The organism is Saccharothrix sabaoui, assembly GCF_051756985.1.
GTDB lineage: Bacteria > Actinomycetota > Actinomycetes > Mycobacteriales > Pseudonocardiaceae > Actinosynnema.
Window position 1 is genome coordinate 27,280 of the sequence record NZ_JBPKJK010000059.1, and the last position, 23,629, is coordinate 50,908.

Genomic DNA, 23,629 nt, shown 5'->3' on the forward strand with positions numbered 1-23,629 from the left:
TGAACACTCAGATGTGCTCCATCACCAGCACCACCACCGTGCCCGGTTCCAGCGCCCGCGCCGTGTGCGGCACGTCGCCGGGGTAGAGCAGGTAGTCGCCCGGCCCCAGCTCGACCGGGTCCGACTGCGGCCCGGCGAGCACGCGGCCGGTGGACACGACCATGTGCTCGACCGTGCCCGGCATGTGGGGCTCGGACTCGCGCGCCGCGCCCGGTTCGAGGCACAGGGTGTAGATGTCGCGCCGCGCGCCCGGCGGGCACGAGGCCAGCAGGGTCGCCGTGTAGTGCGCCCGCTCCGAGTAGATCGCCGGCCCCTCGCCCGCGCGGATCACCTTGACCCGCGGCGTCGGCGGGTCGACCAGGCGGGAGAACGGCACGCCCAGCGCCACGCCGAGCGCCCACAGCGTCTCCACGCTCGGGTTGCCGCTCGCCGACTCCAGCTGCGACAGCGTCGACTTGGCGATGCCCGCCTGCTTGGCCAGCTCGCTCAGCGAGAGCCCGACGCGCTCGCGCTCGCGGCGCAGGGACGTGGCGATGACCTCCAGCGGCGCACCTGTGTTCGACATGACAGTCCTATCGTTCGGCTTGACGAACACCCCCACCGCTGTTCATCGTAGAAGACGATGCGTTCGACATGGCGAACCCTTGACCCGAAGCTGCTGCGCGACGTCTCCGCGGTGGCGGCCGGCGCCGCGGTCAGCGGCGCGAGCTTCGGCGCGATCTCCACGGCCGCCGGCCTGCCGTGGTGGCTGCCGGTGGTGATGTCCGTCCTCGTGTTCGCGGGCGGCTCGCAGTTCATGGCGGTGGGCGTGGTGGCGGCGGGCGGCAGCCCGGCGGCCGCGGTGCTGGCCGGCCTCGTGCTCAACGCCCGCCACCTGCCGTTCGGCCTCGCGGTCGGCGACGTGTTCGGCCCTGGCCGCTTCCGGCGGCTGGTCGGCGCGCACCTGCTGATCGACGAGACCACCGCGTTCGCCCTCGCCCAGCGCGACCCCGAGCGGGCGAAGGCCGCGTTCTGGACGTGCGGCGTCGCGCTGTTCGGCGCGTGGAACGTCTCCGTGCTCGCCGGCGCGCTGGTCGGGCAGAACATCGGCGACCCCGGCGCGTTCGGGCTCGACGCCGCGTTCCCGGCCGCCCTGCTCGCGCTGCTGCTGCCCGCCCTCAAGGACCGGGTCACGCTGAACGCCGCCCTGCTCGGCGCGGCCATCGCCCTGGCCACCACCCCGTTCCTGCCCGCGGGCGTGCCGGTGCTGCTCGCGCTCGGCGGGCTGGTGGCCACCGCCCGCCGGGAGGTCGCGCCGTGACGCTCACCGCCGTCCTGGTGCTCGCCGCCGGCACCTACGCGTTCCGCCTCGCCGGACCGCTGCTGCGCGACCGGCTGACGCTGTCCGCCCGCGTCAAGGCGCTCATGTCGACCTCGGCCACGGTCCTGCTGCTCGCCCTGGTCGCGACCTCGACGCTGACCAAGGGGGACGGTTTCGCCGGGCTCGCGCTGCCCCTCGGCGTGCTCGTCGGCGGCGTCGCCGCGTGGCGGAAGGCGCCGTTCGTGGTGGTCGTGGTGCTCGCCGCCGCCACCACGGCGCTGCTGCGGCTGGCCGGGGTGGGTTAGTCCGCGTACTCGGCCAGCTCGCGGGCCAGCGCGTGCCGGTCGTCGGCCACGGTCAGCTCCGGCCGCCCCGGGTCGCCCGCCAGCACGTCGGACACGAACCGGGCCACCACCCCGGGCGGCGGCACGAGCGGCGCGCCCAGGTGCGCCACCGTCACCGGCGGCTCCGACGGCCGCGTCTCGACCGCCACCGACCAGCCGTGCTCACCGCTCCACAGCAGCATCAGGTCCGGCCCCGCCCGCTCAGCGAGCGCCAGGTAGGCGGTGGTGGTGTCGGCCACCTCGAACTCGGTGCCCTCCGGGGGCACCCCGACCTCGTCGGCGACCGCCCGCACGTAACCGGCGAGCCCGAGCGACAGCAGCGCGGCATCGTCCACGTCCCCCATCTTCGCCCCCTCAGGCGGTGATCGGCGCGGCGAGCCAGTTCTCGGGGATGCCGAAGGCGTCCACCAGCTCCCGCGCCCGGGGCCGCAGCGCGCCGCACAGCTCGTTGACCGCCTGCGACACCGCCTTGGAGCGCTGCGGGGTGAGCCGCCCGTGCTCCAGGAACCACGCCCGGTCCGCCTCGATCGTGCTCAGCGCGTACAGGTCGCACACCCGGTCGAGCAGCTCCCGGGCCGCCGGGTCGCCGCACCGGTCGACCGCCGCCACGAACGCCTCCAGCACCACCCGGTCGACGTGCGCGCGGGCCGCGTGCAGCACGTGGTCCTGCGCGGCGTTGAACACCTCGAACGCGTCGCCCTCCGACGCGCGCCGCAGCCGCCGCGCCAGCCCCTCCAGCACGTGCCGCTCGCGGTCCTCGAACTGGCGCAGCTGCCAGCCCCGGTCCAGCAGCGCGTCGGAGCTGCCGGACACCAGCCGGCCGATGATGGCCCGCGCCGCCGTCCGCTCGATCACCACGTTCACCGCCTGGTCGGCCACGAACCGCGCCATGCCCCACGGGTCCAGGTCGCCCACGTGGTCCCGGTAGCTGGTCAGCAGCCCTTTCGCGACCAGTTGCAGCAGGACGGTGTTGTCGCCCTCGAACGTGGTGAACACGTCGGTGTCGGCCTTCAGCCCGGCGATCAGGTTCTCGGCCAGGTACCCGGCGCCGCCGCACGCCTCGCGGCACGTCTGGATGGTGTGCGTGGCGTGCCACGTGGCGACCGCCTTCAGGCCCGCCGCCCGCGACTCCAGCTCCCGCTGCCGCCGGTCGTCGCGCTCGCCGCCGTGCGCGTCGTGCAGCGCGTGCACCAGCTCCTCCTGCGCGAAGTGCAGCGCGTAGGACCGCGCCAGCGCGGGCAGCAGCCGCCGCTGGTGCGCCAGGTAGTCCAGCAGGACGACCTCCTCGCCGGTGCCGGGCCGGGTGAACTGCCGCCGCTTCTCCGCGTACCGGACCGCGAGGGCCAGCGCCTTCTTCGTGGCGCTGCCCGCCGCGCCCGCGACGCTGATCCGGCCGCGCACCAGCGTGCCGAGCATGGTGAAGAACCGGCGGTTCGCGCCCTCGACCGGGCTGGAGTACGTGCCGTCCGGCGCGACGTCGCCGTACCGGTTGAGCAGGTTCTCCCGCGGCACGCGCACGTGGTCGAACGACAGCCGCCCGTTGTCCACGCCGTTGAGCCCGGCCTTGGGCCCGCAGTCCTCGATGGTCACACCGGGCAGGGGGTTGCCGTCGTCGTCCCTGAGGGGCACCAGCACCGCGTGCACGCCGTGCTCCTCGCCGCCGGTGACGAGCTGCGCGAACACCGCGGCGAGCCGGCCGTCGCGGGCGGCGTTGCCGATGTAGTCCTTGCGCGCGTCCCGGTCCGGCGTGTGCACGACGAACTCCCGCGTCGCCGGGTCGTAGGTCGCGGTGGTGCGCAGGTGCTGCACGTCCGACCCGTGCCCGGTCTCGGTCATCGCGAAGCAGCCCGGCAGCTCCGCCGACATGATCGGCGGCAGGTAGCGGGCGTGGTGCTCCCTGGTCCCCAGCGCCTGCACCGCGCCGCCGAACAGGCCCCACTGCACGCCCGCCTTGACCATGAGGGACAGGTCGCCGAAGCCCAGCACCTCGAACGACACCACCGAGCCGCCCACGTCGCCGTGCCCGCCCTGCTCGACGGGGAAGCCGGTCAGCGGGTGGCCGCCCGCCGCGAGCACCCGCAGCTGCTCCAGCACCCACGCCCGGTGCTCCTCGCGCGGCAGGTCGTGCACGGGGTCCAGCTTGCCCAGCAGGTCGAGCGAGGAGCGCCGCAGCTCGGCCCAGTGCCCGTCGAGCAGCTCCCGCAGCGCCTCGGTCCGGTTCACCACGTCGTGACCCCCGTTCTGCCTCAGGACACCGGGGATACCCGCCGGTAACCCCGTTGACGAGTGGTGTCCGTCACCCGACCGGCGGAACGGTGTGCTTCCGGACGTGCTCGAACAGCAGGTTCGTCTGCACCTCGCTGACCTCGCGCCGGGTGGTGAACCGGTCCAGCACGAGCCGCTGGAGGTGCGCCGTGTCGGCGACCGCCACGTGCACCAGGAAGTCCTCCGGGCCCGCCACGTGCGACAGCGCCAGCACCTCGGGCAGCGACAGCACGTACTCCATGAAGGGCTCCACGATCGCCCGCGTGTGCGGTCGCACGCGCACCGCGATCATCGCCTGCACCGGCCGCCCGACGGCCGCCATGTCCACCTCGGCGTGGTAGCCGGTGATCACCCCCCGGTCGCGCAGCGCCCGGTGCCGCACCACGCACGTCGACGCCGCCACGTTCACCCGGTCGGCCAGGTCCTTGTTGGGCAGCCGAGCGTCCTTCTGGAGCTCCTGGACGATCGCCGCGTCCACCGAATCGAGCAAGCCGAACTCCCTCGTCCACCGAACAGCCTGCGGAAGTTTCCCCCGAACGGTGGCGAGAAGTCCACGATCGGGCCATGACGCGGTTGCGAACGACAGCGGTGCACGGTGGGCGCGACGACCTCGCGGCCCTCGGCGTGCACGCCCTTCCGATCGACCTCTCCACCACCTACCCGGTACCCGACCAGGTGGAGGGCGGCGAGGCGCTGCACGCCCTCGCCGACGGCGCCGCCCACGCCGGCTCCCCGGTCTACGCGCGGCTGCACAACCCCACCGTCGCCCGGTTCGAGCGGGCCCTGGCCGCGCTGGAGGGCACCGACGCCGCCGTCGCGTTCGGCAGCGGCATGGCCGCCGTCACCGCCGTGGTGCAGGCCGCGTGCGCGCTGACCGGCAAACCGCACGTGGTGGCGGTGCGCCCGCTCTACGGCGGCACCGACCACCTGCTGTCCTCCGGCCTGCTGGGCGTGCGCACCACCTACGCCGCCGCCGACCGGGTCGCCGACGCGATCACCCCCGACACCGGGCTCGTCGTGGTCGAGACGCCCGCCAACCCCACCCTCGACCTGCTCGACGTCGCCGCCGTCGTGGCCGCGGCGGGCGGCGTGCCGGTCGTCGTGGACAACACCTTCGCCACCCCCGTGCTCCAGAACCCGGCCGCGCTCGGCGCCACCTACGTGCTGCACTCGGGCACCAAGTACCTCGGCGGGCACGGCGACGTGCTCGGCGGCGTCGTGGCCTGCGCCGAGGAGCACGCCGGGCCGCTGCGGCAGGTCCGCATCGCCACCGGAGCCGTCCTGCACCCGCTGGGCGGCTACCTCATGCACCGCGGCCTGGCCACCCTGCCGCTGCGCGTCGAGGCCGCCCAGCGCGGCGCCGTCGAACTCGCCCGCCGGCTCGCCGCGCACCCCGCCGTCGAGTCCGCCCGGCACCCGAGCCTGCCCGGCGCCGACCCCGCCGGCCTCGTCGGCACCCAGATGCGCGGCCCCGGCGCGGTGCTCGCCCTCGCCACCCGCGAGGACCCCGCCGCCGTCGTGCGCCGGCTCCGCCTCGTCACCCCCGCGGTGAGCCTCGGGTCGGTCGACACGCTGATCGAGCACCCCGCCGCGCTCACCCACCGGCTCGTGCCCCGCGCGGCCCGCGAGGCGTCCGGCGTCCCCGCGAACCTGCTGCGCCTGAGCGTGGGCCTGGAGGACGTCGAAGACCTCTGGGACGATCTCGACCAGGCCCTTTCCGGGCCTTGTGAGAGGCATTACATCAAATCTTCCCCAAGCGATTTTCGCGCGTTGGCGGAGACGCACTAACGTTCGGCCGCCATGAACGAACAGAAGGCTGTGGAGCCGGACGCCGACGGCTACACCAAAGCGCTGACGAAGCGCCAGGTGCAGATGATCGCCATCGGCGGCGCGATCGGTGTCGGGCTGTTCCTCGGCGCGGGCGGCAAGCTCGCCCAGGCCGGTCCCTCGCTGGTCTTCTCCTACGCGCTGTGCGGCCTGGCCGCGTTCTTCGTGATGCGCGCGCTCGGCGAACTGGTGCTGCACCGACCCACGGCCGGCAGTTTCGTGGAATACGCCCGCGAGTTCATCGGGCCGTGGGCCGGTTTCACCTCCGGGTGGATGTACTGGGTGAACTGGGCGATGACCGGCATCGCCGAGATCACCGCCGTCGCCATCTACGTGCACCGCTGGCTGCCCGACCTGCCGCAGTGGGTGACCGCGCTCGTCGCCCTCGGCTTCCTGGTCCTCGTCAACCTGCTCTCGGTGAAGCTGTTCGGCGAACTGGAGTTCTGGTTCTCGGTCATCAAGGTGACCGCGATCGTGGTGTTCCTGTTCACCGGCATCGCGCTCGTCATCGGCGGCGCGGACGTCGGCGGGTCGCCGGCCGGCGTGCACAACCTGGTCGACCACGACGGGATGTTCCCGGCGGGCGTCGGCATCGCGCTGATGACCCTCCAGGCCGTCATCTTCGCCTACTCCGCCATCGAGCTCGTCGGCATCGCGGCGGGGGAGACCGCCAACCCCCGCGAGGTGCTGCCCAAGGCCATCAACGGCGTCATCTACCGGATCGGCGTCTTCTACGTCGGCTCCGTGCTGCTGCTCGCGATGCTGCTGCCCTGGAACCTCTACAGCGGCGCCGAGAGCCCGTTCGTCACCGTGTTCTCCGCGCTCGGCATCGCGGGCGTCGGCGACGTGATGAACGCCGTCGTGCTCACCGCCGCCCTCTCGTCGTGCAACTCGGGCCTGTACTCCACCGGCCGCATCCTGCGCTCGCTCGCGCAGAAGGGCGAGGCGCCCGCGTTCACCGGCCGGATGAACAGCAGGCACGTCCCGTTCGGCGGCATCCTGTTCACCTCGGTCGCCTACCTGTTCGGCGTGGTGCTGAACTACCTGGTGCCCAAGGAGGCGTTCGACATCGCCATCGCGGTCGCCTCCCTCGGCGTGGTGGCGACCTGGGCCACGCTCATCGTCGCCCAGCTGCGGATGCGGCGGGCCGCGCTGCGCGGCGAGCTGGAGCGCCCCGCCTACCGGATGCCCGGCGCCCCCTACACCGGCTACGCGACCCTCGTCTTCCTCGCCCTGGTCATCGTGCTGATGGCCTTCGCCGGACCGGCCGAGCGCATCGCGTTCTGGTCCATCCCCGTGCTCGCCGTCGTGCTGTTCGTCGGCTGGCGAGCCGTCCAGTCCCGTCGTTCGGCGGCCCACCAGGCCGCCGAGCGGGTCGTGGGGCGCGACTAGCGCCCCGCGGGAAGGCCGACCGGGCCGGGCGGGTGCCACGAGCAGCCGCCCGGCCCGGTCACCTAGGCTGGTGGGGATCTGCACGAGGAGGAAGCAAGCCGTGTCCGTCGTCGGTGTCCTCGCCCTCCAGGGCGACGTCCGTGAGCACCTGGTCGCGTTGGCCGAGGCCGACGTGCTGGCCCGCCCGATCCGCCGGCCGGAGGAGCTGGCCGAGGTGGACGGCGTGGTGCTGCCCGGCGGCGAGTCGACGACCATCAGCCGGCTGCTCGCCACGTTCGACCTGCTCGAACCCCTGCGGGCCCGGATCGGGGAGGGCATGCCCGCCTACGGGTCGTGCGCCGGGATGATCCTGCTCGCCGACACCGTGCTCGACGGCCGGCCCGACCAGCACCAGCTCGGCGGGCTCGACATCGTCGTCCGGCGCAACGCGTTCGGCCGCCAGGTGGACTCCTTCGAGGCCGAGCTGGACTTCACCGACGTGGGCGACGTGCACGCCGTGTTCATCCGCGCGCCGTGGGTCGAGTCCGCGGGCGACGACGTGGAGGTACTCGCCCGGGTCCCCGAATCCGAGGACGCGGGCGAGGCCGCCGGTAGGATCGTCGCGGTTCGGCAGGGGCACGTGCTCGCCACCTCGTTCCACCCGGAACTGACCGGTGACGGGCGGGTGCACCGCCTTTTCGTGGACATGGTCCGTGCCGCGGGCTGAGTGATTCGACGGAGGAGAAATGAGCGGCCACTCAAAGTGGGCGACCACCAAGCACAAGAAGGCCGCAATCGACGCCAAGCGCGGCAAGCTCTTCGCACGGCTGATCAAGAACATCGAGGTGGCGGCCCGCACCGGCGGCGGTGACCCGGACGGCAACCCGACGCTCTACGACGCCATCCAGAAGGCGCGGAAGAACTCCGTGCCGCTGGACAACATCGAGCGCGCCCGCAAGCGCGGCGGCGGCGAGGAGGCCGGCGGTGCCGACTGGCAGACCATCATGTACGAGGGCTACGGCCCCAACGGCGTGGCGGTCCTGGTCGAGTGCCTCACCGACAACCGCAACCGCGCGGCCACCGAGGTGCGCGTCGCGATGACCCGCAACGGCGGCTCGATGGCCGACCCGGGCTCGGTGTCGTACATGTTCAGCCGCAAGGGCGTCGTGATCGTGCCGAAGGGCGAGCTGAGCGAGGACGACGTCCTCATGGCCGTCCTCGACGCGGGCGCCGAGGAGGTCAACGACCTCGGCGAGTCCTACGAGGTCGTGTCCGAGGCCGGTGACCTGGTGGCGGTGCGCAAGGCGCTCCAGGACGCGGGCTACGACTACGAGTCGGCCGAGGCCAACTTCCTGCCGTCGGTGACGGTGCAGCTGGAGGCCGAGGGCGCGCGGAAGATCTTCAAGCTGATCGACGCGCTGGAGGACTGCGACGACGTGCAGAACGTCTTCGCCAACTTCGACGTGTCGGACGAGGTCATGGCCGAGGTCGGCTGACCGGCGCCCGTCCCGCGACCCCCGTGCCGGCCCCGGTGCGGGGGTCGCGGCACATCCGGGGTTGACGCGGCGGCGGGCACAATGGGGTGGTGACCGCTCCCACCCCCCAAGAACTGAACCTGCGCAACTGGCTGCTGGAGCAGGCCGAGCTGCACGGCCACGCCGTGGTCACGGTGCCGGAGGACGCCGAGGGCGCGGGCTACGCGTTCTCGGTCGGCGCGTGGCGGCGGTTCGGCGTCGCCGAGGCCGTCGTCCTCGGGTTGCCGCCGGAGCACGCCCAGGTGCTCATCCGCGCCTACGTCGACCGCGCCCGGCAGGGGGAGCGGTTCGTGCCCGGCAAGCTGTACTGGGACTTCTTCGAGGGCGTGCCGGTCACCTTCGAGCGCGTCTTCAAGGGCTTCTACCCGGAGTTCTTCGGCAGCGCGTTCCTGCTCTACGGCAAGGGCGACTTCGCCGCGCTCCAGATCGTCCTGCCCACCGCGGACGGCAAGTTCCCGTGGCACCACGACGCGCCGATGGGGTTCGGCGACTGGCAGCTGCTGCTGACCGAGTCGGGCCGCCCGGAGAGCTGGGAACCGGGCGTCACCGGCCCGTGACGTGACCCGGCCGGGTCAGGGCCGGTCGGTCCAGGGGCGGCCGTTCAGGGCCGGCGGCCGAGCAGCGCGAGCAGGCGGGTCTGCGCGTCCGCGTCGTCGGCCACCGGCACGGGGTCCTCGAACAGCCCGGCCGCCGACCACTCCGCCGCGTGCGGCTCGACGTACTCCAGCACCGCCTCGGCCAGGTCCGGGTCGAGCCGCTCGGGCGCCCCGACGGCGCGGGCCAGGTCCCACGCGTGCACGGCGAGGTCCGACGTCATCTGCCAGCCGTACTCCTCGGCGGTCGACTCGCCCTGGCTCAGCCGCACCGGTTTCGCCAGCGCCCCCGGTTCGATCCACGCCTCGCGCGCCGCGCCGGCCGCCAGCACCCACGAGTGCAGCGGGTCGACGCCGAGCCGGTCGCCCTCGAACCGGTCGCCCACCTGCTCCACCGTGCAGCCGACGAGCAGCTCGGGTGCCCACAGCTGCTCCTGCACGAGGTGGTTGACCAGGTCGCGGACCGACCACCCCGCGCACGGCGTGCCCCGGTCCCACTGCCCGGGGCGCACCTGCCGCACCCGTGAGTCGAACTCCGTCATCGCGCGTCCGTGAGCCTCGATCAGATCCACCCCCCGAGTGCACCAAAGGTCGACCGGCCCCGCACCCCGAGCGCGTGCGCTGGGCCACTCGGCGGCACGCCGATTTTCCGCAGTACACCCGTACGGCGTAACGTGGCCCGGAACGCGCGGGTGACATCGTTGACACCAGGAGGACCCAGTGAGCGCCACGAGCGCCGCATCCACCCCGCAGCGGGGCTTCTTCGGCCACCCCCGGGGGTTGTCCACGCTGTTCTTCACCGAGCTGTGGGAGCGCTTCTCCTACTACGGGATGAAGGCGATCCTCGCCTACTACCTGTACCGGTCCACGGCCGAGGGCGCGCTGGGGCTCGACAAGAGCTTCGCGCTGTCGCTCGTCGCGATCTACGGCGCCGCCGTCTACATGTCCGGCGTGGCGGGCGGCTGGCTGGCCGACCGCGTGCTGGGCGGCCAGCGCGCCGTCTTCTACGGCGGAGTGCTCATCATGCTCGGGCACGTCGCGCTGGCGATCCCGATCGGCGTGGCGGGCGTCTACGCGGGCCTGGTCCTGATCGTGCTCGGCACCGGCCTGCTCAAGCCGAACATCTCCACGGTCGTCGGCGGCCTCTACGCCAAGGACGACCCGCGCCGCGACGCCGGTTTCACGATCTTCTACATGGGCATCAACCTCGGCGGTTTCCTCGCGCCGCTGGTGTGCGGGTTCCTGGGCGAGACCTACGACTGGCACCTGGGCTTCGGCGCCGCCGCCGTCGGCATGGCGCTCGGCCTGGTCGTCTACCGGCTGGGCCGGGGCGGCCTGGGCGACTCGGCCGCCGAGCCGCCGAACCCGCTGCCCGCCGAGGACCGCGCCCGCGTCATCGGCCGCATCACCGCGATCGGCCTCGGCGCGGTGGCGGTGGTGGCGCTGCTGGTGGTGCTCGGCGTGCTGGGCGCGGAGGGCGTGATCAACCTGATCAGCCTGTTCTCCGTGCTGCTGCCGATCGGCTACTTCACGGTGATGATCCGCAGCCCGCGCACCACGCCGGTCGAGCGCTCGCGCGTCATCGCCTACATCCCGCTGTTCGTCGCGGCGGCCATGTTCTGGCTGCTGTTCGAGCAGAGCGCCACGGTGATCGCCGCGTTCGCCGACACGCGCGTGGACAACGCGTTCCTGGGCCTGACGTTCCCGCCGTCGTTCATCCAGTCGATCAACCCGGTGATGATCATCGCGATCGCGCCGCTGTTCGCGCTGCTGTGGGTGAAGCTGGGCAACCGCCAGCCGGCGACGCCGCGCAAGTTCGGCTACGCGCTGCTGCTGGTCGGCCTGTCGTTCCTGCTGATGATGGTCGCCAGCCAGGGCGACCCGGCGGTGCGCGTGAGCTTCCTGTGGCTGGTGCTCATGTACCTGGTGATGACGTGCGGCGAGCTGCTGCTGTCCCCGGTGGGCCTGTCGGTGACCACCAAGCTCGCGCCGCGCGCGTTCGCGTCGCAGACCATGGGCCTGTGGTTCCTGGCCACGGCCGCCGGCCAGGGCGTGGGTGCGATCGTGGTCCGCTTCTACCGCGACGAGACGGCCGTGACCTACTTCGGCGTGCTCGGCGGCGTGGCGATCCTGCTGGGCGTGGCGCTCGTCGCGTCCGCCAAGTCGATCCACGGCCTGATGAGGGGCGTGGACTAGGAGCGGGCGGGCGGTCCCGCCGGACCGCCCGCCACGGCCTCACCCCGGCCGGCACGCGGGCGGGTGCTCGTCGTCGGCCCCGCGCAGCGAGCCCACCTCGACCCACCCGGTCCCGCCGTCCGTCCACACCCGCGCCCAGGGGACGCCGGACACGGTGGCCGCGCACACCAGGGTCACCACCTCCCCGGCGTGGACGTCGGCGAGCACGAGGTGCGGGACGACCGCCGGGTCGGTGACCACCTGGGCGAGCCGGGTCGCCACCGCGGTGCGGTCCCGCGCCGCTCCGCCCGGGAGCGCGGTCGTCGCCCCGGTGGTGACCGGGTCGCCCGCCGACCCGCCCGTCGGGACCGGGTGCTCGGGCTCGGGCGGCGTCACCGCGGTGGCCGGGGACGGTGTCGCCGGGGCCACGTCCGTGCTCGTCGGGGGCGGCGGTGCGGCGACCTGCGTCCCCGGCACCCAGGCGGGGACGATCGCGACCGCCGCCGCTGCCGCCGCGGTCGCCAGCTTGACCAGGAAGGCCCTGCCGCGTTCCCGGGGCGCGGGGTGGCGGTGGACCGCCCCGGCGGTGGTCAGCACCTCCCGCAACCGGGCCTCCACGTCCACCTCCCGCGCGACCCGCGTGGTGAAGGCCGCGTCCCGCCCGCGCAGCCACTCGTCCAGCTCGGTGTCGTTCACCGGTCCACCTCCTCGCTCCGCGCCGCTTCCACGAGCCTGCGCAACCTGTCCTTCGCGTGGCGCAGGTGCGACCGCACGGTGCCCGCGCTCCACCCGGTCGCGGTGGCGACCTCCTCGCTCGTGAAGCCGTCCAGGTGCCAGGCCACGACCAGCCGCTGCCTCGTGGGCAGCGCGCCGAGCAGGTGCGCCAACAGGTCCTGACCCGCGTCGTCCCCGGCCGCCGCCCCGTCGCGCGCCACGAGCCCGCGCCCCTCCTCGACCAGTCGCCGCGCCTCGTCGCGCGCGGCCGTCTTCAGCCTGACCGCGGCCCGGCGCGCCGCCGTGCGCACCCAGGCCCGCCGGTTCGAGGTGATGGCGTCCCACGAGCGGTACGCGGCCACCATCGACTCGGCCGTCGCCTCGTCCGCGACGTCGTGCGCGAACCCCGCTTTGCGCAGGAACGCCACCACCGAGGCGTACTCGTCCCTGAAGAAAGCGGTGAAGTCCTGCGGCGGGTCCACGGGAGTGCTGCTCCGGGCGGCGAGGAGGGAGGACGTCCCGTTCATCGCGTCAGCGGTCACGTCCGCTACCCCGTGACAGCACCACCGCGAGGAGCACGGCCAGCGCGGTGACGACCGTCGTGGTGACGCCGGAGCCGGTCACCAGGTAGAGCGATCCCGCGCCGCCGAGCAGGCCGTTGACCGCCAGTGCGGTGTGCCCACCGCGGTGTGTTCTGTCCGTCATGCCCGTCAGGGGGCGCGGCGCGGTGCGAACGTGCAACGCGGGGCGGAGGTGTGCCCGATCGGGCGAAGGGTTCTCCGCACCGCTGCGGAGAGTCGGGGGAAAGCGAGGACCCGCCGCGGCGGCGGTGCGGCGGGTCTGCTCGCTGGTGCACAGTCTGCACCACGAACCCGGCGTTCAGCGGGTGTTTCGACCTATCGGGTGTCGATTCGTTGCGCCCGAACGGCCACCGCCGGTCGTCACGGGCATCCGGCTCGCGCCGCGGATGAGCCGGGACGGCCGCCGCCGCACGGGGCCGGCCGCGCGCAGGTCCGGGAACCGGGTGAACAGGCCGCGCAGCGCCGCCGCCGCCTCCATCCGCGCCAGGCCCGCGCCGAGGCAGTAGTGGATGCCCGAGGAGAACGCGAGGTGCTCGCGCACGTCCTCGCGGTCGGGGTCGAAGCGGTGCGGGTCGGCGAACACGGCCGGGTCGCGGTTCGCGGCGGCCAGCAGCAGCACGACGGGCGTGCCCGCCGGGAGCGGGGTGCCCGCCACCCGCGTCGCCGTGAACGGCACGCGCACCGTGTACTGCACCGGCGGGTCCAGGCGCAGCGTCTCCTCGACGACGGCCTCCGCGCACGACGGGTCGGCGACCAGGCGCTCGCGCAGGGCGGGGTCGGCCAGCACGGCCAGCACGGTGTTGCCGATCAGGTTGGAGGTCGTCTCGAACCCGGCCAGCAGCAGCAGTTCCGTGGTGGCGATCAGGTCCTCGCGGCTCAGGTCCTCGTGCGACACGAGCGCCGTGACGACGTCGTCGTCGCCGGGCTCGCGGCGGCGGAGCGCGACCAGGTCGTCCACGAACGCCTCGAACTCGCGCAGCGCCACGTGCAGCTCGCGCAGTTCGCGCACGTCCCGCACGCCGTCCAGCACGGCCACCAGGGCGTTGGCCCACCGGGCGAACGACGCGTGGTCCGCGCCCGGCACGCCGAGCAGGTCCGCGATGACCCGGATCGGGACGCGCGTCGCGAAGTCGGCCACCAGGTCGAACGTCCCGCGCCCCGCCACCTCGTCCAGGTACCGGTCGACGACCCGCTCGACGGTCGCGGCCCGCGCCCGCAGCCCGCGCGGCGTGAACCAGGGCGCCACCAGCCGCCGCAGCCGGGTGTGGTCGGGCGGGTTGCGCACCAGGAACGACTGCTCGACCGGGTTGACCAGGACGCGCCCGTCGACGCGCGCCGAGGTGTCGATGATCGCCAGCTCGTTCGGCGCGACCACGCCGAAGCCGGGGTCGCGCAGCAGCGACGACGACAGCTCGTGCGACGCGGTGAGGTACAGGCCCATCCGGCTGCGCACCAGCGTGCCCGCGTCGCGCAACCGCTCGTAGTCGGCGTACGGGTCGCGCCGGGACGTCGGCCCGAACAGCCTGGCGGCCGGGTCGCCGAGCAGGGCCTGGCCCCGCACGACGGTCCGGCCGAGGAGGAGCAGCAACGCGTTCTTCACGGCGGGGGACATGTCGTCCACGGTGGCGTGAACGCGGGTGCGGTTCAAGGGCTGTGGCCCACGGGCTGCGGTTCACGGGCTGTGGGCTGTGGGCCGCGGGTTCGGGGAGGGGCGGGGGTCGGGAACGGGCCGCCGCGACCGCGTTCCCGACCCCGGCCGGCCGGGTCAGCGGGTGACCACCAGCGACGCGAGCCGCCACGTGCCGCCGTCCGGGATCGGCCGGGGCTCCTCGGCCAGGGCCAGGTCCGGGAACCGCCGCAGCAGGACGTCCAGCGCCACCTCGGTCTGGACCCGCGCGAACGCCGCGCCCAGGCAGAAGTGCGGGCCGTGCGAGTAGGCGAGGTGCCCGGTGCCGGGCGTGCGCGTGACGTCCAGCTCGGTGGGCGAGTCGAACGCGCGCGGGTCGCGGTTGGCGGCCACGATCGCCGCCGTCACCGCCTCGCCCTCGCCGATCACGACGTCCCCGATCGTCACCTCCTCGGTCGTGTAGCGGGGGGTGGTGAGCAGCTGCGGCCCCACCAACCGGGTCAGCTCCTCCACCGCGCCGGGCAGCAGGCCGGGGTCGGCGCGCAGCGCGGCGAGCTGGTCGGGGTGGGTGAGCAGCGCGGCCAGCGAGTTGGTGATGAGGTTCGCCGGCGTCTGCCCGGCCAGCACCAGGTGCCACACGAGGGTGACCAGCTCGGTGTCGGTGAACCGGTCGCCGTCCTCGGCCCCGGAGCGCAGCAGCTCGGAGATCAGGTCGTCGCCGGGCTCGGCCCGCCGCCGCGCCACGGCTTCCTTCGCGCCCTCGACGATCTCCGGGACGGCGGCGACGAACGCCGCCCCGTGGCCCGCCGCGATCGCCGCGCCGTGCTCCCGCCACCGGGGGCGGTCGGCCTCGGGGATGCCGACCAGCTCGCAGATCACCTCCACGGGCAGGGGGCGGGCGACGTGGTCGTGCAGGTCGACGGTGTCGCCCTCGGGCAGCGCGTCGACCAGGTCCTCCACGATCCGCTCGACGCGGGGCCGGAACGCGTTCGCCCGCCGCGCGGTGAACGCGGGCGAGGCGAGGCGGCGCAGCCGGACGTGCTCGGGACCGTCCAGCTCGGACATCGTGCGCAGGTACCGCAGGCAGTGCTCGGGGATGCCGGGCGGGCGCAGGTAGCTCTTGGAGCTCATCGCGAAGCGCGGGTCGGTCAGCATCGCGCGGGCGTCCTCGTGCCGGGTGACGATCCACAGCGAGCCCATCCCGGGCACGGGCATCCGCGCCACGGGGGAGTCCTCCCGCGCCCCGTCGTAGGCGGTGAAGGGGTCGAGCAGCACGGCGTGGTCGGTCGGGTCGATCTCGGGAACGGTCACCGCATCCTCCGGATGTTCAGATCAGATGTTCTTATCATCTGAACGCTGACGTTATCGTGTCGCAGCGGGACGTCTCGGGCGAGGGGTGGGCAAGTGCGGCTGAGCAGGGCGGAGACGCAGGAGCGCAACCGGGCTCGGGTGCTCGTGGCGGCGTGCGAGGAGTTCGCCGAGCGCGGCTTCCGCGAGGCCAAGGTCGACGCCATCGCCCAGCGGGCCGAGCTGACCCGGGGCGCGGTGTACTCGAACTTCCCGGGCAAGCGCGCCCTCTACTTCGCGGTCCTCGCCGACCTCGCCGAGCGCGTGCCCGCCCCGCCCGACGCCAGGCCCGGCCACGACCTGCGCGGCTCACTCGGCGGGCTGGCCCGCGCGTGGGTCACCTCGCTCGCCCACGACCCGCTGCACCGCGACCTCCTGCCCGAGGTGATCGCCGAGGAGGCGACGCGGCGACCGTTCAGCCGGCTCCTCTGGCTCGACTCGCTGCTGCTCTCCCTGGCCATGGAGGCCCTCGACCCCGTCACCCGCGCGCCGGGCGCGGCGCACCCCCGCCTCCTCCGCCAGTCCGGGGTGGTCCTCACGACCCTGCACGGCGCGGCCCAGCTCGCCGGCGCCGCACCCGGCTTCGGCGAACCGTTCGACGTGGTCAGCGCGTGCGAGCAGCTCGCGGGGCTGGAGCTCGACGACTGGTGGGTGCCGCCGGCCGCGCCCCCGGTGACCGCGTGCGACGAGCCGTGGGACCCGCCCGCGCAGGTGGACCTGGTGCGCGGCGGACCCCTCGTGCCCGGCCCCGACGGCGTGGTCGTCGTGGTCGGGCTCAACCGCCTCGCCTCGGTCGAGGACGCGGCGCGCGGCGGTGCCCCGGTCACGGCGGCGGTCGTCACCAGCGCGCCCGACGAGCTGGCGCCGCTGACCCGCTTCGCCGTCACGCAGCTGACCTCGTGCCTGCGCCAGGCGTTCCCGGTCGCGGCCTGGCCCCGCGTCGCGGTGGTGTGCGACGAGACCGGGGCGCTCGCGCGCGCGGCCGGCGTGCCCGCGGTGAGCGACGAGACCGAGGTCGCGGTGCGCGTCGAGGCCGGACGGGTGGTCGCCCGCGCCGAAGGGCCGGGCGCGGGGCACGCCGTGCGGCCGGTCAGCCCCGGGGTGCGGGCACGGACCTAGCGGTCCCCTCCGCCGTGGTCCGCTCCGCCGTGGTCCGCTGCGTCGTGGACCGTTCCGCGGCCCGCTGGGGGCGGCTCGGCGCCGGGCGGCGTTCGAGGACCTTGCGGAAGTCGTCCGGGATCGGCGTGCTGCGCAGCTCCGGCGTGCCGAACGAGACGTACCGGTTCCAGCCCGTGGCGACCGGCGTGCCGTCCACGTCCGCGTCGAAGCCCATGGTCAGCGTCGTGGTGCCCAGCGTGCGGACGCGGACGCCGATGCGCAGCAGGTCGTCGAACCGCGCCGGGCTCAGGTAGCGGATCGACGTCTCGGCCATCACGAAGTCCACGCCGTGCCTCTCCAGCTCCCGGTAGGAGCCGAGCAGGGACCTCAGCGTCTCCACCATCGCCGCCTCGAAGAACACCGCGTAGCGCGAGGCGTGGACGATCCCCTGGCGGTCGCAGTCGACCGGGCGCACCCGCACCCGGTGCACGTGGGCAGGTCGCGGGTCAGCCATGCGCGCGATACTAGGGCGTCACACGCTCGTGCGGCGTCGGCCTAGCGGTGACTGCTCCGAGTGGTCACCCGGTGCGGCGGTGCCGCCGGACGCTCTCCTCGACCAGGTCCAGCACCGGCTCCAGGTCGTCCGCCGGCAGGCCCATCGCCAGGTGCGACACCAGCCCCTCCAGGACCAGTTCGAGGAACGAGGTCAGCACGTCCACGTCCACGTCGTCGCGCAGGTTGCCCGCCTCGCGCTGGCGCAGCAACCGCTGCCGGGTCGCGTCGGTCAACTGCCGCGACCGCTCCGCCCAGCGGGCCCGGAACTCCGGGTCCGTGCGCAGCCGGCGTGACACCTCCAGGCGCGTGCCCAGCCAGTCGGCCGGGTGCTCGGCCTCGCTCGACCCCGAGGCGTTGGGCCCCGGGGTGGTGGACGCCGGGGTGGTGGGCCCCGAGGTGGTGGACGCCGCGGCGTTGGCGGCGTTGGTGCCGTGGGCGTTGGGACCGGGCGCGGACAGGAGGTCGCGCATCACCTGCACCAGGCCCTGTTCGGCCACGACCTCCGCCATCCGCAGGGCGTCGTCCTCGGCGAGCGCGAGGAACAGCGACTCCTTGTCCCGGAAGTGGTGGAAGATCGCGCCCCTGGACAGGCCGGTAGCCTCTTCCAGGCGGCGGACGGTCGCGCCTTCGTAACCGAAGCGCGCGAAACACGCACGCGCGCCGTCGAGGATCTGGCGGCGACGGGCATCGAGGTGGTCCTGGCTGACCCTGGGCACCGGTCGATGTTGCCAGTAGCGGAGTGTGAAATCCAATCAGTACGTACGGCTTGGGCATGTCCCCTTTGGTGTGGATTTGCGGAACTCGGGTCGAATCCCCTGGTCACCCCCACTACGGTGACCCACCGTGACCGCTGGTGAGGACGCCCGACCGTCGTTGCGCCTGGTGGCGGGCCTCGGCTGGGCGCGGGGCGGACCGTCCACGGTGGACCGCGCCCGGTGCGGCCCGGACCTGATCGACCTGGTCGGCCTGGTGGGTGCCCGCCCGGCCCCGGTGCCCGAGAGCGCCCCGTGGGTGACGGGCGTCGAGCACGTGGTCTTCGAGACCCTGTGCGTACCGGCCGCGCTGCGCACCCCGGCGTACGCGACGGCGTTGGGCGAGGACCGCACCGATCCCGTTCCGTCCGGCCCGGTCAGGTACTTCCTGCACGAGGCCGCGCTGCACGCCGAGGTCGGTGGCGCGGAGGTGATGGCCGACCAGTGCGACGCCCTGGCCGACGCGGAGGGCGTGCTGGTGCGCCTGGTCCCCTTCGCGGCAGGTCATGGCGCGCTGCTGCGCTCGTCGTTCACCCAGCCCCGAGGCGGCCCGCAGGGCGCGTTGGTGAACCGGATCGCCCTGGACGCGGCGGCGTCGAAGCGAGCCTTCCGGACGCGGGCCTCCTTCTACCGGGATCGTTCAACAATCCCCATGTAGAACCACGAAAAGCGGGGAGCACCGACGGCGGGGGCGCGGAAGGCGGGGGCGGGGACGGCGGGGGCGCGGACGGCGGGGGGCGCGGACAGCGGGGGCGCGGACAGCGGAGGCGCGGACAGCGGAGGCGCGGACAGCGGAGACGCGGACGGCGGGGGGCACGGACGGCGGGGGAGCGGACGCCAGCAGGTCTCGTTCGGTCCCGCGAAGTGCGCGAGCGTGCGAGGTACCGACCGGTAACCCGGCCCGTCGCGCCGCCCCGGCCCCGATCACCCCGCCCTGACTACCCCCGACCCGGATCATCGCTGGCCCCGATCGCCGCCGGCCTGATCACCGCTGGTGAACGGCACGCTCGACCGAGCGTCCCCCACCGGGGAACCCCCGATGTCCATCCTCCCACCCGCGCCCGACAATTCCGTTTCGCCCGACCGCCCCGCCCCCGGCCGGCCGCGCCCACCGGCATGTCGTTGATCCGCAAGGGTTTCGACCCCTGCGAGTGTCAGTCCCCCCGTGTAGCGTCGGACGCACGAGGATGATCACGGGGAGTGCCACCATTGACTGCTGTCCGTAACACACCGGCCCCCGGTCCGACACCGGCGGTGTTCCGGGACCGCGCCGAAGCCGAGGCTTACGTCGCCTCGGTCTGCTTCAAGCACGGACCTCCGCGGCTGCTCGGAGTGGAGATCGAGTTCACCGTCCACCACGCCGAAGACCCGGCCAGACCGCTCGACGCCAAGACCCTCGCGGCGGCGCTCGGCAAGCACGCACCACCGACGCTCGTCCCCGACAGCCCCCAGCGGCCGCTGCCCTCCGGCACCCCGTTGACCGTGGAGCCCGGCGGACAGGTCGAGATCTCCACCCCGCCCCGCGAGTCGTTGACCGACCTCCTCGCCATCGTCGCCGCGGACGTCACCCACCTCCGGGAACTGCTGGAACCCTCCGGCCTGCGCCTCGGCCACCGGGGCGCCGACCCGTTCCGCCCGCCGCGCCGCGTGCTCCAGGTACCCCGCTACGCCGCGATGGAACGCGCTTTCGCCCCGCTCGGCCCCGAGGGCATCACGATGATGTGCAGCACGGCCGGCCTCCAGGTCTGCCTGGACTTCGGCCACGCCGAGGACCTGCCGAAGCGCTGGGCCGCCGTGCACGCCCTCGGCCCCGTCCTCAACGCCCTGTTCGCCAACTCGCCCGGCGTCAACGGCCGCCGCACGGACTGGGCCAGCGCCCGGATGCGCACGCTCTACGCCACCGACCCCGTCCGCACCCGCCCCGCCGCGGTGTGCGCGGACCCGGCCGGGGCGTGGGCGCGGCGCGTCCTCGACACACCGGTCATCGCGATCCGCAGACCCGGGCCGGACTGGACACCACCGCACCCGCTGACCTTCGCCGACTGGGTCGCGGGCGCGCTGGACCGGCCGGCCACCCGCGACGACCTGGACTACCACCTGACGCTCCAGTTCCCGCCGGTCCGGCCGCGCGGCTACCTGGAGGTCCGCTACCTCGACACGCCGCCGGACGGCCAGTGGCTGCCGCCGGTGGTGCTGATGGCCGCGCTGTTCAGCACGTCCGACACCGTGGACGCCGTGCTGGCGGCCACCGAGACCGCCGCGGGCCGCTGGCTCGCCGCCGCGCGCTACGGCCTGGACGACCCGGTGCTCGCGCGCGCCGCGCGGGACGTCGTCGACCTGGGCTGCGCCGCGCTGCACCACACCGACCTGACCGACGAGCAGGCCGCGGCCATCACCGCCGAACTGCACCGCACGCTCGACGAGAAGACCGGAGGGGGCCGTTCATGACCACGCAGGAGACGACCGAACCGGGCAATAGAGGCAATGCGGGCGGCGACACGGGCACCGAGGCCCTGCGCGACCTCGTCGCCGCCCAGCTCACCAGGGCGCGCGAGCGCAGCAGGCTCCTCACCGACGCCGTCGACGACCACGACCTCGTGCGCCAGCACTCCAAGCTGATGTCCCCGCTGGTGTGGGACCTCGCGCACATCGGCAACCAGGAAGAGCTGTGGCTGGTCCGCGACGTGGGCGGTCGCGAACCGGTCCGCCAGGACATCGACGAGCTGTACGACGCGTTCAAGCACGCCCGTTCGGCCCGGCCCGAACTGCCGCTGCTCGGCCCCGCCGAGGCCAGGCGGTACGTGGGCGAGGTCCGCGACAAGGTGTTCGACGTGCTGGAGCGCACCCCCCTGGAGGGCGGCAGGCTGCTGGACGGCGGCTTCGCGTTCGGCATGATCGTGCAGCACGAGCAGCAGCACGACGAGACGATGCTGGCCACGCACCAGCTGCGCGTCGGTGACCCGGTGCTGGACGCCCCGCCACCGCCGCGCGGCGGGCCGGTCGGACCGGCCGAGGTGCTGGTGCCGGGCGGCCCGTTCACCATGGGCACGTCGACCGAGGCGTGGGCGCTGGACAACGAGCGGCCCGCGCACCAGGTCGTCACCGACCCGTTCTTCATCGACACCACTCCGGTCACCAACGGCGCGTACGCCGCGTTCATCGCCGACGGCGGCTACCGCGACCCGCGCTGGTGGAGCGAGGCCGGGTGGGCGCACGTCCGCAAGGCGTCCCTGGAGGCGCCGCGCTTCTGGCGGCGCGACGGCGACGGCTGGCTGCGCACCGCGTTCGGCGTCACCGCGCCGGTCGACCCCGACCAGCCCGTGGTGCACGTCTGCTTCCACGAGGCCGAGGCGTACGCGCGGTGGGCGGGCAAGCGGCTGCCCACCGAGGTCGAGTGGGAGAAGGCCGCCCGCTTCGACCCGGTCACCGGCCGGTCGCGCCGCTACCCGTGGGGTGACGAGGAGCCGACCGAGGAGCACGCCAACCTCGGTCAGCGGCACCTGTCGCCCGCGCCGGTCGGCGCGTACCCGGCGGGCGCGTCGGCGCTGGGCGTGCACCAGCTCATCGGCGACGTGTGGGAGTGGACCAGCTCGGACTTCCGCGGCTACGCGGGCTTCGAGGTGTTCCCGTACGCCGAGTACTCGCAGGTCTTCTTCGGACCCGACTACAAAGTGCTGCGCGGCGGCTCGTTCGGCAGCGACCCGTCCGCGGTGCGCTCGACGTTCCGCAACTGGGACTACCCGATCCGCCGGCAGGTCTTCGCGGGGTTCCGCTGCGCGCGGGACGCGGAGCGGGACGAGCTGACCTGACGGTGTGCCGCCACCTGGGTTACCTGGGCCCCGCCGTGCCCGTCGCCGCCCTGGTGCACGACCCGCCGCACTCGCTGGTGCGGCAGTCGTACGCGCCGGGGGACATGCGCGGGGGCGGCACGGTCAACGTGGACGGCTACGGCGTGGGCTGGTACCCCGCGCCGGGCGGTCCGGCGGTGCGCTACCGCCGGGCGGGCACGATCTGGTCGGACGAGAACCTGGCGCAGCTGTGCCGGGTCTCGGTGTCGGGCGCGGTGCTGGCCGCGGTCCGGTCGGCGACGGTGGGGATGCCGGTGGTCGACACGGCGTGCGCGCCGTTCACCGACGGCCGGTGGCTGTTCAGCCACAACGGCCGGGTCGCCGACTGGCCGGGGTCCGTCGCGGGCGTCGCGGGGACCCTGCCCACGACCGACCTGCTGACGCTGGACGCGCCGACCGACTCGGCGCTGCTGTGGGCGCTGGTGCGGTCCCGGCTGGCGGCGGGCGCGGAGCCCGCCGCCGCGCTGGCCGGCGTGGTGTCCGAGGTGGCCGCCGCCGCGCCCGGCTCGCGGCTCAACCTGCTGCTCACCGACGGCACCGCGCTCGTCGGCACCACGTGGACCCACTCGCTGTGGGTGCGCGCGGGTGACGGCGCGGTGACCGTCGCCTCCGAGCCGCTCGACGACGACCCGCGCTGGCGCGAGGTCCCCGACGGGTGCGTCGTCGCGGCTGATGTGTCTACAGTGGACGTTCAACCGATTGGACGAGGATGACCGAGCCTGTGCTGGACGTGCACCTGACGCCCGAGGACGCGGCGCTCGCGCTGCGCGCGGAGGCGAGGGCCGGGCTGACCGCGGACCCCAAGTGGGTGTCACCCAAGTGGTTCTACGACGCGGTCGGCAGCCGGCTGTTCGAGGAGATCACCCGCCTGCCCGAGTACTACCCGACCCGCGCGGAGCGGGAGATCCTGGTCGAGCGGGCGGCGGAGGTCGCGGCGACGACCGGCGCGCACGCCCTCGTCGAGCTGGGGTCGGGGTCGTCGGAGAAGACGCGGCTGCTGCTGAGCGCGCTGCGCGACCAGGGCTCGCTGCGCGAGTTCGTGCCCCTCGACGTGTCGCCGTCGGCGCTGGTCGAGGCGGCGCGGGCGATCCTGGCCGACTACCCGGGCCTGCACGTGCACGGCGTGGTCGGCGACTTCACCGAGCACCTCGACCTGCTGCCGGGCACCTCGCCGCGGCTGGTGGCGTTCCTCGGCGGCACGATCGGCAACCTGATCCCGGAGGAGCGCGCGAAGTTCCTCGCCTCGGTGCGCGACGTGCTCGACGAGGGGGAGTGGCTGCTGCTGGGCACCGACCTGGTCAAGGACCCGGACGTGCTGGTCCGCGCCTACGACGACGCGCAGGGGGTGACGGCGGAGTTCAACCGGAACGTGCTGCGCGTCCTCGACCGGGAGCTGGGCGCCGACTTCGACCCGGCCGACTTCGAGCACGTCGCGCTGTGGAACGCGCGGGAGGAGTGGGTCGAGATGCGGTTGCGGGCGGTGCGCCCGGTCAAGGCGCACGTGGCCGCGCTCGACCTCGACGTGGCGTTCGCCGAGGGTGAGGAGCTGCGCACCGAGGTGTCGGCGAAGTTCCGGCGCGAGGGGGTGGAGCGCGAACTGGCCTCCGCCGGCTTCGAGCTGCACCGCTGGTGGACCGACGCCCCGGGCCGGTTCGCGCTGTCCCTGGCCCGCGCCGCCCGGTGACCCGCCCGGTGGC

At 74.0% G+C, this 23,629-nt stretch carries 26 protein-coding genes; 14 read left to right on the top strand and 12 right to left on the bottom strand.

Going from position 1 to position 23,629, the window contains the following annotated elements; genetic code table 11:
• Positions 1-7: 7 nt before the first annotated feature.
• On the bottom strand, positions 8-565 hold the full coding sequence (locus tag ACR807_RS19890; RefSeq protein WP_438922847.1) for a helix-turn-helix domain-containing protein: 558 nt from the start codon (positions 563-565) through the stop codon (positions 8-10).
• 57 nt (positions 566-622) lie between these two features.
• On the opposite strand from ACR807_RS19890, the gene ACR807_RS19895 reads away from it, so the two are divergent.
• Both ACR807_RS19895 and ACR807_RS19900 read left to right on the top strand, forming a co-directional pair.
• Positions 623-1,300, top strand: coding sequence for an AzlC family ABC transporter permease (locus ACR807_RS19895; RefSeq protein WP_438922848.1), 678 nt, complete (start codon positions 623-625; stop codon positions 1,298-1,300).
• A complete protein-coding gene (locus tag ACR807_RS19900) occupies positions 1,297-1,605 on the top strand; it encodes an AzlD domain-containing protein (RefSeq protein WP_438922849.1) in 309 nt (102 codons plus the stop codon). The genes ACR807_RS19895 and ACR807_RS19900 overlap by 4 nt, the downstream gene beginning before the upstream one ends.
• On the opposite strand, the gene ACR807_RS19905 is transcribed toward ACR807_RS19900, so the two are convergent.
• The 3 genes from ACR807_RS19905 to ACR807_RS19915 all read right to left on the bottom strand — a co-directional run bounded on the left by ACR807_RS19905 (position 1,602) and on the right by ACR807_RS19915 (position 4,399).
• Entirely contained in the window at positions 1,602-1,988 is a 387-nt protein-coding gene (locus ACR807_RS19905; RefSeq protein WP_438922850.1) for a DUF6292 family protein, read from the bottom strand. The two genes, ACR807_RS19900 and ACR807_RS19905, sit on opposite strands and share 4 nt — an antisense overlap.
• A gap of 10 nt (positions 1,989-1,998) precedes the next feature.
• Positions 1,999-3,870, bottom strand: a complete 1,872-nt coding sequence (locus ACR807_RS19910; protein ID WP_438922851.1) for an acyl-CoA dehydrogenase family protein — start codon at positions 3,868-3,870, stop codon at positions 1,999-2,001.
• Positions 3,871-3,940: 70 nt separating this feature from the next.
• Positions 3,941-4,399 carry an Lrp/AsnC family transcriptional regulator gene (locus ACR807_RS19915; RefSeq protein WP_438922852.1) on the bottom strand — a complete coding sequence of 153 codons (459 nt, stop codon included), beginning with the start codon at positions 4,397-4,399 and terminating at the stop codon, positions 3,941-3,943.
• 74 nt (positions 4,400-4,473) lie between these two features.
• Here ACR807_RS19915 and ACR807_RS19920 point away from each other — a divergent pair, with 74 nt between their 5' ends.
• From ACR807_RS19920 to ACR807_RS19940, 5 genes are all read left to right on the top strand, one after another.
• Positions 4,474-5,697: a trans-sulfuration enzyme family protein gene (locus tag ACR807_RS19920; protein WP_438922853.1), complete on the top strand. Its 1,224-nt coding sequence runs from the start codon at positions 4,474-4,476 to the stop codon at positions 5,695-5,697.
• A gap of 12 nt (positions 5,698-5,709) precedes the next feature.
• The gene (locus ACR807_RS19925) at positions 5,710-7,128 is read left to right on the top strand and encodes an amino acid permease (RefSeq protein WP_438922854.1); all 1,419 of its coding nucleotides are present in this window, start codon (positions 5,710-5,712) and stop codon (positions 7,126-7,128) included.
• 100 nt (positions 7,129-7,228) lie between these two features.
• Positions 7,229-7,834: a pyridoxal 5'-phosphate synthase glutaminase subunit PdxT gene (gene pdxT, locus ACR807_RS19930; protein WP_438922855.1), complete on the top strand. Its 606-nt coding sequence runs from the start codon at positions 7,229-7,231 to the stop codon at positions 7,832-7,834.
• A 19-nt stretch (positions 7,835-7,853) separates the two neighbouring features.
• Complete coding sequence (locus tag ACR807_RS19935) at positions 7,854-8,603, top strand: YebC/PmpR family DNA-binding transcriptional regulator (RefSeq protein WP_438922856.1); 750 nt, start codon at positions 7,854-7,856, stop codon at positions 8,601-8,603.
• 89 nt (positions 8,604-8,692) lie between these two features.
• A complete protein-coding gene (locus ACR807_RS19940; RefSeq protein WP_438922857.1) occupies positions 8,693-9,199 on the top strand; it encodes a DUF4262 domain-containing protein in 507 nt (168 codons plus the stop codon).
• 44 nt (positions 9,200-9,243) lie between these two features.
• Here ACR807_RS19940 and ACR807_RS19945 read toward each other — a convergent pair whose 3' ends face one another.
• Positions 9,244-9,777, bottom strand: a complete 534-nt coding sequence (locus tag ACR807_RS19945; RefSeq protein ID WP_438922858.1) for a TIGR03086 family metal-binding protein — start codon at positions 9,775-9,777, stop codon at positions 9,244-9,246.
• 178 nt (positions 9,778-9,955) lie between these two features.
• On the opposite strand from ACR807_RS19945, the gene ACR807_RS19950 reads away from it, so the two are divergent.
• The gene (locus ACR807_RS19950; protein WP_438922859.1) at positions 9,956-11,431 is read left to right on the top strand and encodes a peptide MFS transporter; all 1,476 of its coding nucleotides are present in this window, start codon (positions 9,956-9,958) and stop codon (positions 11,429-11,431) included.
• Between the two features lie 39 nt (positions 11,432-11,470).
• Here the strand turns inward: ACR807_RS19950 and ACR807_RS19955 are convergent, their stop codons facing one another.
• The 5 genes from ACR807_RS19955 to ACR807_RS19975 form a co-directional block, all read right to left on the bottom strand.
• Complete coding sequence (locus tag ACR807_RS19955; protein WP_438922860.1) at positions 11,471-12,106, bottom strand: RodZ family helix-turn-helix domain-containing protein; 636 nt, start codon at positions 12,104-12,106, stop codon at positions 11,471-11,473.
• Positions 12,103-12,666, bottom strand: a complete 564-nt coding sequence (locus tag ACR807_RS19960) for an RNA polymerase sigma factor (RefSeq protein ID WP_438922861.1) — start codon at positions 12,664-12,666, stop codon at positions 12,103-12,105. The genes ACR807_RS19955 and ACR807_RS19960 overlap by 4 nt, the downstream gene beginning before the upstream one ends.
• Positions 12,656-12,829 carry a hypothetical protein gene (locus ACR807_RS19965; RefSeq protein WP_438922862.1) on the bottom strand — a complete coding sequence of 58 codons (174 nt, stop codon included), beginning with the start codon at positions 12,827-12,829 and terminating at the stop codon, positions 12,656-12,658. Before ACR807_RS19965 ends, ACR807_RS19960 begins: the two co-directional genes overlap by 11 nt.
• Before the next feature lie 174 nt (positions 12,830-13,003).
• Positions 13,004-14,317 (bottom strand): cytochrome P450, encoded by a 1,314-nt coding sequence (locus ACR807_RS19970; protein WP_438922863.1) that lies wholly within the window; start codon positions 14,315-14,317, stop codon positions 13,004-13,006.
• A 153-nt stretch (positions 14,318-14,470) separates the two neighbouring features.
• Positions 14,471-15,643 carry a cytochrome P450 family protein gene (locus ACR807_RS19975; RefSeq protein WP_438922864.1) on the bottom strand — a complete coding sequence of 391 codons (1,173 nt, stop codon included), beginning with the start codon at positions 15,641-15,643 and terminating at the stop codon, positions 14,471-14,473.
• Between the two features lie 93 nt (positions 15,644-15,736).
• Here ACR807_RS19975 and ACR807_RS19980 point away from each other — a divergent pair, with 93 nt between their 5' ends.
• Positions 15,737-16,798, top strand: coding sequence for a TetR/AcrR family transcriptional regulator (locus ACR807_RS19980; RefSeq protein ID WP_438922865.1), 1,062 nt, complete (start codon positions 15,737-15,739; stop codon positions 16,796-16,798).
• On the opposite strand, the gene ACR807_RS19985 is transcribed toward ACR807_RS19980, so the two are convergent.
• Positions 16,770-17,291: an acyl-CoA thioesterase gene (locus ACR807_RS19985; protein ID WP_438922866.1), complete on the bottom strand. Its 522-nt coding sequence runs from the start codon at positions 17,289-17,291 to the stop codon at positions 16,770-16,772. The two genes, ACR807_RS19980 and ACR807_RS19985, sit on opposite strands and share 29 nt — an antisense overlap.
• Before the next feature lie 64 nt (positions 17,292-17,355).
• Positions 17,356-18,048, bottom strand: a complete 693-nt coding sequence (locus ACR807_RS19990; RefSeq protein WP_438922867.1) for a TetR family transcriptional regulator — start codon at positions 18,046-18,048, stop codon at positions 17,356-17,358.
• 127 nt (positions 18,049-18,175) lie between these two features.
• Here ACR807_RS19990 and ACR807_RS19995 point away from each other — a divergent pair, with 127 nt between their 5' ends.
• From ACR807_RS19995 to egtD, 5 genes are all read left to right on the top strand, one after another.
• Entirely contained in the window at positions 18,176-18,742 is a 567-nt protein-coding gene (locus ACR807_RS19995; RefSeq protein WP_438922868.1) for a Scr1 family TA system antitoxin-like transcriptional regulator, read from the top strand.
• A gap of 551 nt (positions 18,743-19,293) precedes the next feature.
• Positions 19,294-20,532, top strand: a complete 1,239-nt coding sequence (locus tag ACR807_RS20000; RefSeq protein ID WP_438922869.1) for a glutamate-cysteine ligase family protein — start codon at positions 19,294-19,296, stop codon at positions 20,530-20,532.
• The gene (gene egtB / locus ACR807_RS20005; protein WP_438922870.1) at positions 20,529-21,893 is read left to right on the top strand and encodes an ergothioneine biosynthesis protein EgtB; all 1,365 of its coding nucleotides are present in this window, start codon (positions 20,529-20,531) and stop codon (positions 21,891-21,893) included. The genes ACR807_RS20000 and egtB overlap by 4 nt, the downstream gene beginning before the upstream one ends.
• Before the next feature lie 2 nt (positions 21,894-21,895).
• Positions 21,896-22,645: an ergothioneine biosynthesis protein EgtC gene (gene egtC, locus ACR807_RS20010; protein ID WP_438922871.1), complete on the top strand. Its 750-nt coding sequence runs from the start codon at positions 21,896-21,898 to the stop codon at positions 22,643-22,645.
• Positions 22,642-23,616 (top strand): L-histidine N(alpha)-methyltransferase, encoded by a 975-nt coding sequence (gene egtD, locus ACR807_RS20015; RefSeq protein WP_438922872.1) that lies wholly within the window; start codon positions 22,642-22,644, stop codon positions 23,614-23,616. The genes egtC and egtD overlap by 4 nt, the downstream gene beginning before the upstream one ends.
• Positions 23,617-23,629: the final 13 nt, after the last annotated feature.